This is a genomic window from Hirschia baltica ATCC 49814, from assembly GCF_000023785.1.
In the GTDB taxonomy this organism is placed as follows: Bacteria; Pseudomonadota; Alphaproteobacteria; order Caulobacterales; family Hyphomonadaceae; genus Hirschia; species Hirschia baltica.
The window spans coordinates 1,112,067-1,127,459 of the sequence record NC_012982.1; the positions used below are offsets into that span (position 1 = coordinate 1,112,067).

Annotated in this window: 18 protein-coding genes, 1 pseudogene and 1 riboswitch; of the genes and pseudogenes, 10 read left to right on the forward strand and 9 right to left on the reverse strand. The window is 46.3% G+C overall.

The annotated features are described in order from the left end of the window. Positions 1-39 precede the first annotated feature (39 nt). The 3 genes from HBAL_RS05200 to HBAL_RS05210 are packed head-to-tail and all read right to left on the reverse strand — an operon-like array spanning position 40 to position 1,258. The gene (locus HBAL_RS05200) at positions 40-249 is read right to left on the reverse strand and encodes a tautomerase family protein (RefSeq protein ID WP_015826882.1); all 210 of its coding nucleotides are present in this window, start codon (positions 247-249) and stop codon (positions 40-42) included. 2 nt (positions 250-251) lie between these two features. Then, positions 252-629 carry a nuclear transport factor 2 family protein gene (locus HBAL_RS05205; RefSeq protein ID WP_015826883.1) on the reverse strand — a complete coding sequence of 126 codons (378 nt, stop codon included), beginning with the start codon at positions 627-629 and terminating at the stop codon, positions 252-254. 2 nt (positions 630-631) lie between these two features. Beyond that, positions 632-1,258 (reverse strand): glutathione binding-like protein, encoded by a 627-nt coding sequence (locus tag HBAL_RS05210; protein WP_015826884.1) that lies wholly within the window; start codon positions 1,256-1,258, stop codon positions 632-634. A gap of 134 nt (positions 1,259-1,392) precedes the next feature. Between HBAL_RS05210 and HBAL_RS05215 the strand changes: the two genes are divergently transcribed. Then, positions 1,393-1,770: a winged helix-turn-helix transcriptional regulator gene (locus HBAL_RS05215; protein ID WP_015826885.1), complete on the forward strand. Its 378-nt coding sequence runs from the start codon at positions 1,393-1,395 to the stop codon at positions 1,768-1,770. A 4-nt stretch (positions 1,771-1,774) separates the two neighbouring features. Here the strand turns inward: HBAL_RS05215 and rnhA (HBAL_RS17020) are convergent, their stop codons facing one another. The 3 genes and pseudogenes from rnhA (HBAL_RS17020) to thrB form a co-directional block, all read right to left on the reverse strand. Further along, positions 1,775-2,203: a ribonuclease HI gene (rnhA, locus tag HBAL_RS17020; RefSeq protein ID WP_041301990.1), complete on the reverse strand. Its 429-nt coding sequence runs from the start codon at positions 2,201-2,203 to the stop codon at positions 1,775-1,777. Between the two features lie 99 nt (positions 2,204-2,302). Next, positions 2,303-2,740, reverse strand: a pseudogene (gene rnhA / locus HBAL_RS17025) (ribonuclease HI); the annotation flags it as partial. 67 nt (positions 2,741-2,807) lie between these two features. Next, positions 2,808-3,770 (reverse strand): homoserine kinase, encoded by a 963-nt coding sequence (thrB, locus tag HBAL_RS05230; RefSeq protein ID WP_015826887.1) that lies wholly within the window; start codon positions 3,768-3,770, stop codon positions 2,808-2,810. A gap of 185 nt (positions 3,771-3,955) precedes the next feature. On the opposite strand from thrB, the gene HBAL_RS05235 reads away from it, so the two are divergent. Continuing rightward, positions 3,956-4,300 carry a DUF3147 family protein gene (locus HBAL_RS05235; protein ID WP_174256050.1) on the forward strand — a complete coding sequence of 115 codons (345 nt, stop codon included), beginning with the start codon at positions 3,956-3,958 and terminating at the stop codon, positions 4,298-4,300. A gap of 14 nt (positions 4,301-4,314) precedes the next feature. On the opposite strand, the gene HBAL_RS05240 is transcribed toward HBAL_RS05235, so the two are convergent. Both HBAL_RS05240 and ispH read right to left on the reverse strand, forming a co-directional pair. Next, positions 4,315-5,247: a sulfite exporter TauE/SafE family protein gene (locus tag HBAL_RS05240; protein WP_015826889.1), complete on the reverse strand. Its 933-nt coding sequence runs from the start codon at positions 5,245-5,247 to the stop codon at positions 4,315-4,317. A gap of 4 nt (positions 5,248-5,251) precedes the next feature. After that, positions 5,252-6,202 carry a 4-hydroxy-3-methylbut-2-enyl diphosphate reductase gene (ispH, locus tag HBAL_RS05245; protein ID WP_015826890.1) on the reverse strand — a complete coding sequence of 317 codons (951 nt, stop codon included), beginning with the start codon at positions 6,200-6,202 and terminating at the stop codon, positions 5,252-5,254. 188 nt (positions 6,203-6,390) lie between these two features. Between ispH and HBAL_RS05250 the strand changes: the two genes are divergently transcribed. The 8 genes from HBAL_RS05250 (at position 6,391) to HBAL_RS05285 (ending at position 14,649) form a co-directional block, all read left to right on the forward strand. Next, positions 6,391-6,984: a hypothetical protein gene (locus tag HBAL_RS05250; RefSeq protein WP_015826891.1), complete on the forward strand. Its 594-nt coding sequence runs from the start codon at positions 6,391-6,393 to the stop codon at positions 6,982-6,984. A 97-nt stretch (positions 6,985-7,081) separates the two neighbouring features. Then, on the forward strand, positions 7,082-8,914 hold the full coding sequence (argS, locus tag HBAL_RS05255) for an arginine--tRNA ligase (protein WP_015826892.1): 1,833 nt from the start codon (positions 7,082-7,084) through the stop codon (positions 8,912-8,914). A 119-nt stretch (positions 8,915-9,033) separates the two neighbouring features. Then, a riboswitch (glycine riboswitch) is annotated at positions 9,034-9,123 on the forward strand. 169 nt (positions 9,124-9,292) lie between these two features. Continuing rightward, the gene (gcvT, locus tag HBAL_RS05260; RefSeq protein ID WP_041301413.1) at positions 9,293-10,456 is read left to right on the forward strand and encodes a glycine cleavage system aminomethyltransferase GcvT; all 1,164 of its coding nucleotides are present in this window, start codon (positions 9,293-9,295) and stop codon (positions 10,454-10,456) included. Between the two features lie 13 nt (positions 10,457-10,469). Further along, positions 10,470-10,844 (forward strand): glycine cleavage system protein H, encoded by a 375-nt coding sequence (locus HBAL_RS05265; RefSeq protein WP_015826894.1) that lies wholly within the window; start codon positions 10,470-10,472, stop codon positions 10,842-10,844. 6 nt (positions 10,845-10,850) lie between these two features. Then, complete coding sequence (gene gcvPA, locus HBAL_RS05270) at positions 10,851-12,197, forward strand: aminomethyl-transferring glycine dehydrogenase subunit GcvPA (RefSeq protein ID WP_015826895.1); 1,347 nt, start codon at positions 10,851-10,853, stop codon at positions 12,195-12,197. Then, positions 12,194-12,568: a hypothetical protein gene (locus tag HBAL_RS05275; RefSeq protein ID WP_015826896.1), complete on the forward strand. Its 375-nt coding sequence runs from the start codon at positions 12,194-12,196 to the stop codon at positions 12,566-12,568. Before gcvPA ends, HBAL_RS05275 begins: the two co-directional genes overlap by 4 nt. Next, entirely contained in the window at positions 12,565-14,091 is a 1,527-nt protein-coding gene (gene gcvPB / locus HBAL_RS05280; protein WP_015826897.1) for an aminomethyl-transferring glycine dehydrogenase subunit GcvPB, read from the forward strand. The genes HBAL_RS05275 and gcvPB overlap by 4 nt, the downstream gene beginning before the upstream one ends. A gap of 201 nt (positions 14,092-14,292) precedes the next feature. Next, the gene (locus tag HBAL_RS05285; protein WP_015826898.1) at positions 14,293-14,649 is read left to right on the forward strand and encodes a hypothetical protein; all 357 of its coding nucleotides are present in this window, start codon (positions 14,293-14,295) and stop codon (positions 14,647-14,649) included. Between the two features lie 127 nt (positions 14,650-14,776). On the opposite strand, the gene HBAL_RS05290 is transcribed toward HBAL_RS05285, so the two are convergent. Then, positions 14,777-15,391: a F0F1 ATP synthase subunit B family protein gene (locus HBAL_RS05290; protein WP_015826899.1), complete on the reverse strand. Its 615-nt coding sequence runs from the start codon at positions 15,389-15,391 to the stop codon at positions 14,777-14,779. Positions 15,392-15,393 lie beyond the last annotated feature (2 nt).

The window sequence follows — 15,393 nt, forward strand, 5'->3', positions numbered from 1 at the left end:
AAAAGCCTGCCTCATTTGGTGAAGCAGGCTTTTATCATTCTACTTTTGGCGTTGTGCACGAAATTCCAATGCTGGAAGCGCGCCAATACCCCAATTGTCTAGATCCACTTCATCAATAACAACCATTGTGGTGTTTGGATCTTTACCGAGAACGTCTCGAAGTAGCTCTGTCGTGCCTTTGATTAGGCTCGCTTTTTGAGCGGCAGTGACATTCCCCTCGCGCGTGATTTTGATGTTTACATAAGGCATGTTTAAATTGCTTTTCTGTCAGTGAAATGAAAAACTTTAGAGATGATCTGCCATTCTCCATCGGTATAGATGAAGGTTAGAAAATCTATAAAATCCCGTTGGCCGATGCTGCATCGTGCGCGTACAAATGCAGTGTTTTCTCCAGCTAATTCTATTTTTTCGATCTTGTCTTTGCGGATTTCATGACGTGAAGCTGGAGACTGTCTTGTCGCAATCACGGATCGGTACTCGTCTTTCGACCGAAACAAAGCGGGTTTTTCATCGGCTGTTGCATAGAGCGCTTGGGGATGAAAAACACGGTCCAGTATTTCAACGTCACAAAAATAAAGCATGTCAAAATAATCTAGAAGCACTTTTTCTATGGCTGCAAAATTAGACACGATCAGGCCGTTTCTTCCTGATAAATGCCTTCTTCTTTTAATGATTTAATTACAGCAGGACGCGCAAAACCATTTTTCAAATAGGCACCGATTTTGGCATATTGGCTAAGGTCGACATTGATAAAATTTGCCCAGTTCAATACAACTATTGTGTAGGCATCAGCGATTGTGAAATCTTCTCCAAGCAGGAATGTGCGACCATCAGAGAGCTGATTTTCGATGTGTTGCACTTTCTTGTATAGATTTTTGATGTGTTCACTGCGCACTTCATCGCTCATATCTGGTATTCTAAAGAATGGAGAGAATGCTTTGTGAAGTTCTGAACCGGTGAAGTTTAGCGCTTCTTGCAGGCGTGCACGTTCTAAGGTTCCATTCACTGGCGCAAGCGTTGAGTCAGGTTTCTGATCCGCGATGTATTGAAGAATGGCTGGGTTTTCTGAAAGATAAATGCCTTGAGACACTTCAAGAACAGGGACGTAACCATTGGGGTTTATGGTTTTGAAATCCGCACCACTCTGCGTCAGGCCTTTATCCGTGTCGACTGCTTCAGATGAGAATGGCAGACCTAATTCATTGAATGTTATTCGAGAAGCGAGGGAACAAGCGCCGGTTTTGAAATAGAGTTTCATGTGTCATCTCCTGTTTTAGTGACGACACTTATTTGATATAGATAGTTTCCTTTGCCAACTAAGTTTCTTGTAGTAACTCCATTATGCAGTTACTCTGGAGTAACTAGGTGTATTGGCAGTTACCGAGAAATCTGATGGCTTTAAAAATTCGCAAAAATAAGAGTCCTGATCCGCCTGCACCATGTGCATTGACGCATTGTATGTCTTTTATTTCAGGGGCTTGGGCACCCAATGTGATCTGGAATTTAAGAGAAGGGCCAAGGCGATTTAGTGAGCTGAAGATAGATATTCCGCCCATATCAGCAAAAGTCTTGTCTACGCGTCTTTCTGAGCTTGAAAAGCGCGGTATCATCGAGCGCAATGTTCTGCCGACATCACCTCCATCTGTGGAATACAAGTTAACCCAGATCGGTACAGAAATTATTCCGGCACTCGATGCGTTAGTGACAGTTGGGCATAAACTTAAAACACGTGGATTGAATGTGGACGAAGCTGAGGTAAGTCGTTCCTAAGAAATCAGGCTTTACCTGACGCTTCCATAGAGCCTTTAACAGCGAGGCCATCGGCGCGTTCATTGCCTTCATCGCCCGCATGGCCTTTAACCCATCGCCACTCTATTTGATGGCGACTGCAAGCTTCATCGAGAGCTTGCCATAGGTCTTGGTTTTTGACTGGCTTTTTTGCAGCGGTTTTCCAACCATTCTTTTTCCAGCCATGTATCCATTTGGTCAGGCCATCTTTCACATAAGTTGAATCAGTGCTCAAGATAACATTTGACGGGCCTTTGAGTGAGGTGAGCGCTTCAATTGCGCCCATTAATTCCATGCGATTATTGGTCGTATCTTTCTCGCCGCCATAGAGTTCTTTTTCGTGCTCACCCATTTTGAGGAGGGCTCCCCAACCACCTGGACCTGGGTTTCCCGAACAAGCGCCATCTGTCCATATTTGGACTTGGCCTGATTTTGGCGCTTCTGGCGCAGTCGGTTTTTCTGCTAGAACAGGCGTTGAAGGCTCTTTTTCAGTTTTGTTGACTTCGAGCTTACCACCCGCTGCTTCTCGAGCGCCCTTAACCGCAAGACTATCGGCGCGTTCATTGCCTTCATCACCTGAATGGCCTTTGACCCATTTCCATTCTATTTGATGACGTTTACAGGCTTCATCGAGCGCTTGCCAAAGGTCTTTATTTTTCACGGGTTGTTTGGAAGCTGTTTTCCAGCCATTTCTTTTCCAGCCGTGAATCCATTGTGTGAGGCCATTTTTGACGTAAGTGGAATCGGTATGCAGCGTGATCTTGGATGATGTATTGATTGAATTCAGCGCTTCAATCGCCCCCATTAATTCCATACGGTTATTGGTGGTGTTAGCTTCGCCGCCATATAGCTCAATTTCTTGGCCATCATTGACGATCAGAGCACCCCAGCCACCCGGTCCGGGATTTCCCGAACACGCACCATCTGTCCATATTTCAATCATATCTGTCATAGGATCGAGGTGAGATGATTTGTAAAAGAGGTCAAGATCATCTTTAAATTTGGCTGTGGATTACAGGCTATCCACCATAATCAAAAAAGCCTTTAGCATTGCGGTGAAAGCCTAGCTTTTCGGCATATTCGATCGGGTTTTTAGGGCGCACAAGTGCATCGCGTGGAGTATCTGCCCAATCGACAAGGCGTGTGAGAAAGAAACGCATCGCGGCACCGCGACAGAGGATTGGCAAGGCGTCTTTTTCTGCATCTTCTAATGGACGTATTGATTGATATCCTGCCAGCATAGCGCGGCCTTTGGTGACATTGTATTCGCCGCGACTATCTTCAAAACACCAAGCATTCAGACAGATAGCGATGTCATAGGCGAGAGCATCATTACACGCGAAATAAAAATCGATAACGCCAGTGAGTTTATCATCGAGAAAGAATGCATTATCGGGAAAAAGATCAGCATGGATCACGCCGCTGGGCAGATCTTTTGGCCAATTGGCTTTGAGTTCATCCAGATCTGATTGGATATGTGAGGTGAGGCCTGCATTTATGGCATTTGCTTCTTTTTCGCGGCCTTTAAACATGGGATGCCAAGCATCAACAGAGAGTGAGTTTTTCCGGCTGCCGGAATAGTCAGATAAAGCGTCGTGGAATTTGGCCAAACCAATTCCTAAATCACGACATTGCTCGACATTGGGGCGACTAAGCGACATGCCTGTTAAAAATGTGATGATGACAGCAGGGCGACCACACAGTGTGCGCAGGGCTTTGCCATCATTTGCTTTAACGGGAAGAGGCGCAGGAAAGCCTTTTAAAGCGAGGTGATCCATTACGCCCATGAAATAGGGAAGGTCTTCCTCGTTTACGCGCTTTTCAAATAGGGTGAGAATGAAACGGCTTTTTGCTGTTTCCAATAAATAATTAGAATTTTCCACGCCTTCGGCAATGCCCTTAAAGGCGATTGCGGGGCCAAGGTCAAAATCAGCCAAAAAATCGGCCAGCGCTTTGTCGTCTACTTCGGTATATACTGCCATAATTCTTATGCTTTAGCGCAGTTTTACGGGTAATGTCTTCTAAATTTGCACAGCAGGCGGCAATTTTTGAAACAAATATGTCGTTTGCATAAATAATAGCAGGTTCTGACCAATATATTTCGCTTGTCGGTTGAAAGAATCTGCGTCACGTTCGCATCCAGCAGGGAAGGCTGGTTTAGATGTGGATGTTTTTACTGAAAACTGTGGGGACAGCGCTTTTCATTGCGGCTCTTTCTGAAATCGCAAAAAGATCAACTTTGGTGGCATCTTTAATGGTGGCATTGCCATTGGCGACGATGATGACAGTTGCCAATATCTATATTGATGGCAAAGACGCAGCAGGCGCAACGCGATTTGCAACGACGACATTTTTCCTTGTTCCGCCGGGAATTGCGTTTTTCATCGTTTTGATCGGAGGTCAGAAACTTGGTTTGGCATTTTGGCCGAGTTTTGGTCTGTCTATCATAGCAACGGCTGTATGTTGCTGGGCGGTGATCTTCTTTTTGCGCCGCGCAGGAATAGCTCTCTAACAGGTTTTCATATCTTAGTTGACTTTGAAGAAGAGCAATAAAATGCCCGATATTGCGATCCAGCCTCCAGCGAGAAGTTTAAGTTTAAACGCACCGAGGCTGAGGGCAATTTTACGGGCAATGAAGCCACCAATTAGAGCACCGGGTGCGGTGATGGCTATGATCATCCAAGGTACATTGCCGGCGAATATGTGAAATGGTGCGCCTATTAATACGCTGATGCTAGAGATAAATACGGCCAGTCCTGAACTGGTGGTGATGCAATACCCTCTGACAAAAAGAAATAGAGCAATGATTTCGCCAAGGCCGACAGAGAAAAGCGCATTCGCAAATCCGCCTATAGGCGCAAGGCATAACAAAATCCGCATGTCTTGAGATGAAATTTGAGTTTTCAAAGTATTGTTTGGCTGATTGGCATTTTTTAGCGTGCTGACAACAACAGCAATACCCAAGCAGATTGAAAAAATTTTAAAGGCGAATAACACCCAGAACGGATCAATGAACACCCAATATTGGGTGAGAAGCATGGTCGGAATGGCTAACAGCAATATTAGACCAGCGCTGTTCCAGAAGTCGGATGTTGATATTGAGATAGATTGTGTATTTGGCTTGTACAGATTTTTGCACCAGACAATGGCACCCATTGTCATTCCAAAGCATTGAATTAAGAAGCTGGCTGCAAGAATATTAGCTTGAGATAGAGCAAATTGCCCGCTCTCGTTCATCGCGTTGAAAACAGGCAGAAAAACAACGCCGCCTCCAGTGCCTGAAGCATTGGCAATCGTCGCGCCGAAAATCCCGACAAATAAAAGATACCAGTTTGAAATAAGTGTATCTATATTCAAACGTGCGTTGAAAAGCACGAAAGCATATAAAAGAGCCAGCAAACAACAGGCAGCGGATACGCAAAGCGTGACCCTATTTATGGTCGGAGATGTGAGATTCACTCTATTAGGCTTTTGTGAGCCATTTAGGGGCGTGGAACACAACATTTTCTTTAGCTGTTATGACGTCTTTCACTTCAACATCGAATCTAGCACGACACGCCGCGATAACGCCCTGCACGAGTGTTTCAGGCGCAGAGGCTCCAGCGGAAAGACCCAATGTCGAGACATCTTTAAACCACGACCAGTCTATTTCTTCGGCGGCTCCAACGAGATGAGAAGCCTTTGCGCCGCCGCGTTGCGCCACTTCAACAAGACGTTGAGAGTTGGATGAGTTGGGTGAACCTATAACAAGCATGAGGTCTATATTTTCTGCTAAGGCTTTAACTGCCTCTTGCCGATTTGTCGTGGCATAGCAAATATCGTCCTTGGCTGGTTCTGCTATTGTTGGAAAACGTTGTTTTAACGTTGCCACGATTTCTGCTGTATCATCTACCGACAATGTTGTTTGAGTGGCGTAGGCAAGGTTTTCGGTATCTGTTGGCGTAACAGTTTCAGCATCTTTTACGGTTTCGATTAATGTCATTGTGCCTTCGGCAGTCTGTCCCATCGTACCAACGACTTCAGGATGACCGGCATGACCAATTAAGAAAGTGTGCAAGCCATTTTTGGCATGACGCGCAGCTTCCATGTGAACTTTGGAAACAAGAGGGCATGTGGCGTCTACATAAGTCATTTCTCTGCGTGCAGCTTCAGCAGGGACAGCTTTGGGAACACCGTGAGCGGAAAAGACAACGGGGCGGTCATCTGGGCAATCATCAAGTTCTTCAACAAAGATAGCGCCTAGATTTTCTAGCCGAGATACGACGTGCCTATTGTGAACGATTTCATGGCGAACATAGACGGGAGCACCCCATTTTTCGATTGCTTGCTCGACAATATGGATGGCGCGATCCACGCCAGCGCAAAATCCGCGAGGCGAAGCGAGCGAAATTGTCAGTTTGGGGCGTGTTTCCATAGTGATTTTTCCTCTTACTCGCACGTTTATCTCATTTGTTGCACATACATAAGCGATGAACTCATTGCGCCCAAGCGCTGTGACGGCTATCACACTCTATAAATTCAAATCGCATTCAGGGTTAGTGCTTCATTTCGATTCACAAACTGACTTAGCTGGATGTGTTAAAATATGCGAGGATTTTGCGCGTGACAGGACTGATTCAACGTTCAAAAGTGGCTAGCTTTGTAAAAGCGGCAGGTTTTTCACTTATAGCTTTGGGTATTTCCGGCTGTTCTTCAGTGCAAAATACATTAGATAGCCGTCCAAATGAAGGGCCGTGTCCTGTGGTCGCGTCTTTATATGATGCATCTCGCAAGGTACAGATTAATGGAAATGAGACTTTCGAGAATGTAGGTTTCACAGGTGAAATTGTCGGCGTTCGTAGTTTTTGTCGGTATGTAGGTGATGATCCCATCAAAATGGAGGTCAGCATTGATTTTGCGATGGGACGTGGCCCCAATGCCCAAGGTGATACGCATAATTATGATTATTTTGTTTCGGTAACGCGCCGTGGACGTGCTGTGATCGAAAAAGAAACATTTCCTCTGCAAGTTACATTTCCCAAAGGTGCGGATCGTGTAACCGTGAGTGACACTGTTGAAAATATTGTTATTCCTCGAGCTGATTCGAGTATTTCCGGCTCCAACTTCGAAGTGTTTGTTGGTTTTGTGTTGAATGAAGAGGAATTGGAATTCAATCGCGCTGGTAAACGTTTCCGTGTGAATGCTGGACAAGATTAATACATCAGTCGATGACGGGATTGGCTGAAAATCATCTGATTTTTATAAATTCAGGCTTTGTAGGCGCACGCTAATAGGAGCGTGCGGAAAAATAGTAATGACAGATATAGCAAATATATTAAGCGGCGCTGTTGGCGACATATTTGAAGGCTTAGGGCTGGACAGGAAACTTGGGCAAGTGCGCCGCGCCGACCGTCCTGATCTTGCTGATTTTCAGTGTAATGGTGCAATGGCTGCGGCAAAAGCGGCTAAACGAAACCCGCGTGAGATAGCGGGCGAGGTCGCACCCAAAATCGAAGCTCTGGAATTGGTTGAAAGTGTAGATGTAGCAGGACCAGGATTTCTCAATATCACTGTATCTGCTGCTGCACTTGAAGGGCGGACAACTGAAATACTTGCTGATGGTAAAGCAGGGGGTGGATCTGTTGAAACGCCGCGCAATGTGATGATTGATTTTGGTGGCTGGAATGTCGCTAAACCCATGCATATCGGGCATTTACGCTCTACGATTATCGGTGACAGTCTTCAGCGTCTCTTCCGTTTTCTCGGCGATGATGTGACCTCTGATGTTCATCTTGGAGATTGGGGGCTTCAAATGGGGTTGCTAATTGTTGGGGTAAGCGAAGAACAACCAGACCTTCCTTATTTTGATGATAATTTTGAAGGCGAATATCCAGAAGAATCTCCCGTTTCAATGGATGATTTAGAGCGTCTCTACCCGTTATATGCTGGGAAGATGAAAGCTGAAAATACGGTTGAAACCATCGAAGATGGAAAGACTGTTTATAAGAAAGTGCCCAACCCAGAATACCGTGAAGATGTACGCGCATTGGCGCAAACGGCAACCGCAGAACTTCAAGCAGGGCGTCGTGGATATCGTGCGCTTTGGAAGCAATTTTGTGCAGTCACACAAATCGGGCTGGAGCGGGAATGTGGGGATCTTGGTGTTCAGTTTGACCTTTGGAAAGGTGAGTCTGACGCGAATGTTTTGTTGCCTGAAATTGTTGAAGACCTCAAATCACGCAAAGTTGCGGTCGAAAGCGACGGGGCATGGGTCATCTATGTCGAACGTGAGTCTGATAAAAAAGACATGCCGCCATTCATGTTGCTCAATTCGCAAGGAGCTGTTGGGTATCATGCGACGGATATGGGAACCATTCTCGACCGAAAACGGACAAACAAACCCGATCTGACCTTGTATGTTGTGGATGCGCGTCAAGCGCTTCACTTTGAACAGGTTTTCCGTGCAGCAGAGATTGCGGGTTATGAAAAAGAAGCATCCCTAGAGCATATCGGCTTTGGCACGATGAATGGGAAAGACGGCAAACCTTTCAAGACCCGTGAAGGCGGCGTGTTGAAATTGCATGACTTTATCCAGCAAGCCAAAGATAAAGCGCGTGAGCGCCTTGAAGAAACAGGTATGGGTGCTGATTTTTCTGCTGAAGAACGTGCTGATATCGCAGATAAAGTGGCACTTGCAGCGATTAAATTTGCTGACCTGTCAAATGTTCGTACAAAGAATTATGTGTTCGATTTAGATCAGTTTGTGGCTTTTGAAGGTAAAACTGGGCCATATCTCTTATATGCAGCTGTTCGCGTGAAATCACTTATGCGCCGCGCCAAAGAAGAAGGCATAGTTGCTGGTGCGATGAAAATTGAGTTGAAAGAAGAGCGTGTATTAGCGCTTCAACTAGATGCTTTTGAAGGTGCGCTAAAACTTGCTTATGCCAACCGCACACCGCATGGGATTTGTGATCATGTTTATAATCTGGCGCAGGCATTTTCATCCTTCTGGACGAATGCACCTATTTTAAAAGCAGGTGTGCCAGATGATGTGAAAGCATCGAGATTGGCTCTGGCTCAAGCAACGCTCAAACAATTGGAAACAGGCTTGTCGCTCATCGGGATAGAAACGCCTGAGCGTATGTAACCAAATTATGCACAGGCTTTGTGCAAAGATATGAAAATCAGTGGATGAGTCGTTTCTCTATTGACGATTCGCTTATTCACTGAACATTAGAAACTATCGGGGCTGCTCATTGCAGCCTTGTATCTCTCGCGGGAGAGAATGGCATAAAAGTCATGGCCGAAGGCGCAACCGCCCCGGAAACGCTCAGGCAAAAGGACCGCGAAAGATTATAAAACGCTGGAAAGAGGCGGCATTTTAATGCGCAGCCTCGCCGAAGGAGCAAGCAGACGCTAAAATAAGCACTGCGGAATCTCTCAGGCGCAAGGGACAGCGGGGGCATGAAATATCTACGTGCATGAGTGCGTAGAAGTTTATGCCGACCGTGGAGAACCTTGTACTGTGTCCAATGCAGATCTGAAGCTTACACCTTTATCAAAACTGAACCATTCTATGGGTGGCAAAATGGTCGATTTTGCTGGTTATTCCATGCCTATCCAGTTTGATTCTGGTATCATTCCCGAACATCATCATGTACGTGAAAAATGTGGTTTGTTTGATGTTTCTCACATGGGGCCGGCTTTTCTGAAACTTGAAGAAATGGGCAGCGAAACCGCGCTAACCGGTGATGCAGCTCATGCTAAAATTGCCGGTATTTTTGAACAGCTTGTATGTGGAGATATTGCAGGCCTCGCACCGGGTGAAATGCGTTATACATTGTTGCTAAATGATGATGGCGGTATTTTGGATGACCTTATGGTGACGCGTCCATTCGCGCCCGAGGAACAAGGCTGCCTCTACATCGTGGTGAATGCTGGCTGTAAAGAAGAAGATTTCGCGCTGATTAGCGAAAAATGTGAAGGCGCTGTGCTAGAGCGAGCTGATGATAACGCGCTGATTGCTGTGCAAGGCCCTCTAACACGCAAGCTGATGGCGAAATACGCACCCCAGCTTGCTGATATGGTGTTTATGACTGCTAAACGCGTGGATGTATGCGGCGTAAATTGTCTGGCTTCGTGTTCGGGTTATACAGGCGAAGATGGATATGAAATTCTTGTCCCAGCAGAACATGCTGAAACCATAACCAAGACATTGCTGGAAGATTCTGGAATAGCGCCGATTGGTTTAGGCGCGCGCGATAGTTTGCGTTTGGAAGCAGGGCTTTGCCTATACGGGCATGATATGGATACCAGCAAAACGCCGATTGAGGCCTCACTCACTTGGGCGGTGTCTAAAGTGCGCCGCGATGAAGCTGATTTTCCTGGCGGTGAAAAAATTATCGCTCAGATTGAAAATGGCACCGATATGAAACGTATCGGCCTGACATTGATAGATAAAGCACCAGCACGTGAAGGATCTGAGATTGCCACGAAAGATGGCAAAATCATTGGTGTCATTACATCAGGCGGCCACGGACACACTGCGGGCAAGCCTGTGGCTATGGGCTATGTGCAGCGCGGCTACACGCAGGCAGGCACAGAGCTGGACGTTCTTGTAAGAAACAAACCAAGGGCAGCGGTTGTCAGCCGCATGCCATTCGTCAAACAAAATTATTATCGCGGCTAGGGGCTAGAGAATTATGACTAAACTTTACACAGAAGATCATGAGTGGGTTTCAGTAGAAGGTGACATTGCGACGATCGGTGTCTCCGCTTATGCAGCAGAGCAATTGGGCGATGATATCGTGGCCGCTGAAGACTTGTTGGAAGTGGATGACGATGTTTCCAAAGGTGACATCCTGTTTGTGTTTGAAAAAGCAAAAGCAGCTGTAGAAGTCTATTCCCCTGTTTCTGGTGAAATTACAGAATTGAATGATTTCCTAGAAGGTGATTCAGAAGAGTTTCATGCAAAACTGACAGCTGTTGAATGGCTCTACAAAGTTAAAATGTCTGATCCTTCTGAGCTTGAAGGCATGATGGACGAAGCTGCGTATAAAGCATTTTGTGAGGGCTAGGAATATATGCGTTACCTCCCACTGACGCCTGATGATCGGGCGCAAATGCTTGAGACGATTGGCGCAAAAAGCGTTGATGATTTTTATCAAGATGTTCCAGAGTTTGCACGTTTGACAGGTCCGATTGAGGACTTGCCCATGCATCAGGGCGAGTTGGCTGTTGAGCGTCATATGAGCGCTCTAGCTGCAAAAAACCGGACAGCGTCTGAAGGACCATTTTTTGTCGGTTGTGGTGCATATAAACACCATGTGCCAGCAAGCGTGGATCACATCATTCAGCGCTCTGAATTTTTGACAACATATACACCTTACCAGCCAGAAATTGCGCAAGGCACTTTGCAAACCGTGTTTGAATTTCAATCCCAAGTGGCGATGCTAACTGGGATGGAAGTGGCGAATGCGTCTATGTATGATGGTTCAACAGCGGCCTCTGAAGCGGCCTTGATGGCGTGTCGTGCGACGCGGCGTAAAAAGGTAATCGTTTCAGGCGGCGTACATGCACATTATGCAGAAACAATTCGTACTGCCTGTGAAACGCAGGGCATTGAAGTGGTTATTCTGCCGCCTGCTTTTGATGATGAGAAAGCACTCATTGGATATGCTGAGGATGATACAGCTTGCTTGATTGCGCAGTCTCCAAACGTATTTGGAACAGTGACAGACCTCACGCCAATTGCAGAAGCTGCACATGCGAAAAAAGCCTTGCTTGTGTCTGTGTTTACCGAAGTTGTATCGCTTGGCCTAATCACGCCTCCGGGTGAAATGGGTGCTGATATTGTGGTGGGTGAAGGCCAGTCTATTGGAAATCCGCTTGGTTTTGGTGGTCCATATGTTGGTCTTTTGGCCTGTCGCCAAAAGCTAGTGCGACAAATGCCGGGCCGTGTGTGTGGGCAAACAATTGATGCGGATGGCAAAGGCGGTTTCGTGCTGACACTTTCCACACGTGAACAACACATTCGCCGCGATAAAGCGACTTCCAATATCTGTACGAATGCGGGGCTTTGCGCCTTGGCGTTTACAGCCCACATGACATTGCTTGGTGATAAGGGGCTAACGCAATTGGCCACGCTAAACCATGAAGCAGCGTGTGATCTAGCAGATGCATTAGAAGCTATTGATGGCGTGACGCTAAAAACAGAGACATTCTTCAACGAGATTTCTTTTGAAACACCAATGGAAGCGGGCGCTTTGCTGGCTGCTTTGGATGAAAAAGGCGTCATTGGCGGCGTACGTGCATCGCGTTTATTCCCGCGCGCTGACCTAGATAATGTGGTGATTGCAGCAGCAACAGAATGCAATACAGCTGAAGGCATTGCCGCCTATGCACAAGCGCTGAAGGAGGTGCTGGCATGACAGTTTTATGTGATCACCCGGAAAGAGATATAGTAGTAGAGCTCCTAAATTCTATTGGTTGGAACTTGAATTCGGAAACTAAGAAAGTCTTGCGCTTCTCACAGGGGAGTTTTGAATTGAACTTCAATGGTGAATCTAAAACAAAATTTGCTTTTATATTGGATCCTGTCTTAGCGGGTGCCAATATAGAAAGTGTTCTCAGAGTAGATGCATTGATAGAAGATAGATTTAGTTCCAATTTTTCAAATTTTCCAAAGAAAATATCCAAGGAAAATAAGAAGCAGCATTTTGGTGTAAGTTTGAAGTTTGATGAACTTGAGCAAGCTAAGACTTTCCTTATCCAATTGCAATTACCGGAGCTAGTGGCATGAGCATTCAAACAGTCTCCGGCTCTAAGGGGCTTCTCCAAAAAGAAGAGCTGATTTTCGATATCGGCACAACTGAGACAACAGGTGTCGACCTTCCTGCCCCTAAAGGGCGTAAAGATCGCCTTGGTGGTTTAAAGCGCAAAAACGGAACAGGGCTTCCGGGGCTGTCAGAGCCACAAGCCGTGCGCCATTATGTGCGTTTGTCGCAAAAAAACTATGCGATTGATTTAGGGCTTTTCCCGCTTGGGTCGTGTACGATGAAACACAATCCGCGCCTGAATGAAAAAGTCGCGCGTATGCCGGGCTTTGCCGATATACACCCATTGCAGCCTCAACAAACTGTGCAAGGCGCTATGGAGGTGATCGAGCAGCTTGAAGATTGGCTGAAAAAGCTAACAGGCATGCCGGCCGTAGCGATGAGCCCTAAAGCAGGGGCGCATGGTGAGTGGTGCGGTATGGCAGCGATACGCGCCGCTCTGATTGATCGCGGTGAAGTGAATACGCGTACGCGCGTACTTGTGCCTGAGTCTGCGCATGGAACAAACCCTGCGACAGCTGTGCAATGTGGTTTTAAAGTGCAAGAAATTGCAGCCTCTAGTGATGGCCGCGTTGATCTAAATGATCTCAAAGCAAAGCTTGAAGGCGACACATCTGATGTGGCGGGCATTATGCTGACCAACCCAAATACATGTGGGTTATTTGAGCGTGACATCAGAGAAATCGCAGATCTGATCCATGAAGCCGGCGGTTATTTCTATTGTGATGGTGCAAACTTCAACGCGATTGTCGGGCGTGTGCGTCCGCGTGATTTGGGCGTGGATGCGATGCACATTAATCTGCACAAGACATTCTCCACGCCTCATGGCGGTGGTGGCCCTGGTGCTGGTCCAACTGTTCTGTCTGAGCGTTTGGCGAAATATGCGCCTTATCCAGTTATGACAGTTGATAAGCGCGACGGTGATTACAAGCTTATTTATGTAGATGATGAAGCTGAACTTGCAGGCACTGATTTAAAGCCACTGGGCCGTATGTGTGCGTTTCACGGTCAAATGGGCATGTTTACGCGCGCATTGACATACATTCTCTCACACGGTGCTGACGGCCTAAAACAAGTGGCGGAAGACGCTGTTTTGAACGCTAATTACATTCAAGCGCGTTTAAAGTCAGTTATGTCACCTGCTTTTGAGGGCTATTGCATGCATGAGGCTTTGTTCTCGGATGCATTCCTAAAAGATAGCGGCATTGAAACCGTTGATATTGCAAAAGGGATGATTGATGAGGGCTATCACCCAATGACGGTGTATTTCCCGCTTGTTGTGCATGGCGCTATGTTGATTGAGCCGACAGAAACAGAAAGCAAAGCTGAGCTGGATCGTTTTTGTGACTCACTAGAAAGTGTTGCACGCAAAGCAAAATCGGGTGATGAGGCGCTAAAACAAGCGCCATATCTTGCCCCTATGCGCCGCCTAGATGAGACGCTGGCAGCGCGTAAACCTGTCTTGCGTTGGCTAGCTGAAGAGGCTTAGCGACAATTGTTGATTAGCTATTAAAATTAAAAGCGCCCTTCATTATGTAAGGGCGCTTTTTTGTCTCGTTCTAATCATCTTAGAGCAGATATGATTGCAAACTGCTTGATTAATTTCATACATATCTTTAATGACGAACAGCCATATTCTGGGCACATATTCCTGATGATAATTAGCGCTCAGAATGAATAAAGATTATTTATGAAAAACAATATTGTGACGCCTTTTTCTAAAGAAGAACCCCCACACGCACGTCAAACTTTACCCAAACGCTCAGCTCAGGTCGCTAGGGGCGGTGTGATGGCAATTATCCGGCCTATACTCGCGGCATTGGGCTTGTTCTTTATTATTATTGGGGTGCCGATCGCATTTCTAACACCAATTCCATTCGTGCCAATTGGATTGCCCATTGTGATTTTAGGGGTGGTGTTGCTTGCACGCAATTCTTTGGCTGGGCGTCGCTGGATGCAGAAGACAATCGCTAAACATCCAAATTTGAAACGCTTCGCGCCGAACTGGCTGTTAAATTTGATATTTGGTGACAACCAAATTCAATAAAATCACCCGATTGCAAATAAAAAACGCAGCAAATCCGATATGGATAAATGCTGCGTTTTAAAGTCGTTTTTGTTGCAACTCGTCCAATTAAGTCAGGGACGCGTCTCAATCAAATCTCAGTAAGGCTTTAGCCAAGGGACTTTTTGATATCTTCTAAGCTTGTTTCGAAAAGGCTTTTCTTTGCAGGGCCTTTTGCTGTGCTTTCACGAAGTATACCAGCTGCAGCTGCAGAAGCTGCTTCAGCTGCAGTGTTGCGTACTGCTTGAGTGGCTTCTGCTTCAGCGCGTGCGATACGCTCTTCAGCCATTTTCTCACGGCGCTCCATGCGTTCTTTTAGGTCTGCGCGAGATGTGTCAGCAAATGCTTTTGCTTCAGCTTTCGCGGCTGCGACTATCGCTTTTGCATCTTCTTCAGCTTGTGCTTGGCTACGCTCTGCTTCAGCAAGAGCAGCTTGTGCTTTCTCACGAAGGAGGCGGGCATTGTCTAATTCATCTTGAATTTTCTGCGCACGATCATCCAGCGATTTAGCGATAGTTGCAGGAATTTTCTTCCAAACAAGGATACCTAAAAAGATAAGTACAGCAATTGTTGCCCAAAATGTAGGATCTGCAAACGGTCCAGCGGCTTCTACATGCTCACCATGTTCTGCAACGCCTGTCGCTTCGTGTAATTCGTCAGAAATTTCTGATTGAAGAACGTCACCTACGTGTTTTACGTCATCAGCGTGTTTTTGATCGGCCATGA

Bases quoted from the DNA above. Each gene is read 5' to 3' on its own strand.
- HBAL_RS05200 (WP_015826882.1), bottom strand. From the start codon at position 249: ATGCCTTATGTAAACATCAAAATCACGCGCGAGGGGAATGTCACTGCC.
- HBAL_RS05210 (WP_015826884.1), bottom strand. From the start codon at position 1,258: ATGAAACTCTATTTCAAAACCGGCGCTTGTTCCCTCGCTTCTCGAATA.
- HBAL_RS05215 (WP_015826885.1), top strand. From the start codon at position 1,393: ATGGCTTTAAAAATTCGCAAAAATAAGAGTCCTGATCCGCCTGCACCA.
- thrB (WP_015826887.1), bottom strand. From the start codon at position 3,770: ATGGCAGTATATACCGAAGTAGACGACAAAGCGCTGGCCGATTTTTTG.
- HBAL_RS05235 (WP_174256050.1), top strand. From the start codon at position 3,956: ATGTTTTTACTGAAAACTGTGGGGACAGCGCTTTTCATTGCGGCTCTT.
- ispH (WP_015826890.1), bottom strand. From the start codon at position 6,202: ATGGAAACACGCCCCAAACTGACAATTTCGCTCGCTTCGCCTCGCGGA.
- argS (WP_015826892.1), top strand. From the start codon at position 7,082: ATGACAGATATAGCAAATATATTAAGCGGCGCTGTTGGCGACATATTT.
- HBAL_RS05265 (WP_015826894.1), top strand. From the start codon at position 10,470: ATGACTAAACTTTACACAGAAGATCATGAGTGGGTTTCAGTAGAAGGT.
- gcvPA (WP_015826895.1), top strand. From the start codon at position 10,851: ATGCGTTACCTCCCACTGACGCCTGATGATCGGGCGCAAATGCTTGAG.
- HBAL_RS05275 (WP_015826896.1), top strand. From the start codon at position 12,194: ATGACAGTTTTATGTGATCACCCGGAAAGAGATATAGTAGTAGAGCTC.
- gcvPB (WP_015826897.1), top strand. From the start codon at position 12,565: ATGAGCATTCAAACAGTCTCCGGCTCTAAGGGGCTTCTCCAAAAAGAA.
- HBAL_RS05285 (WP_015826898.1), top strand. From the start codon at position 14,293: ATGAAAAACAATATTGTGACGCCTTTTTCTAAAGAAGAACCCCCACAC.
- HBAL_RS05290 (WP_015826899.1), bottom strand. From the start codon at position 15,391: ATGGCCGATCAAAAACACGCTGATGACGTAAAACACGTAGGTGACGTT.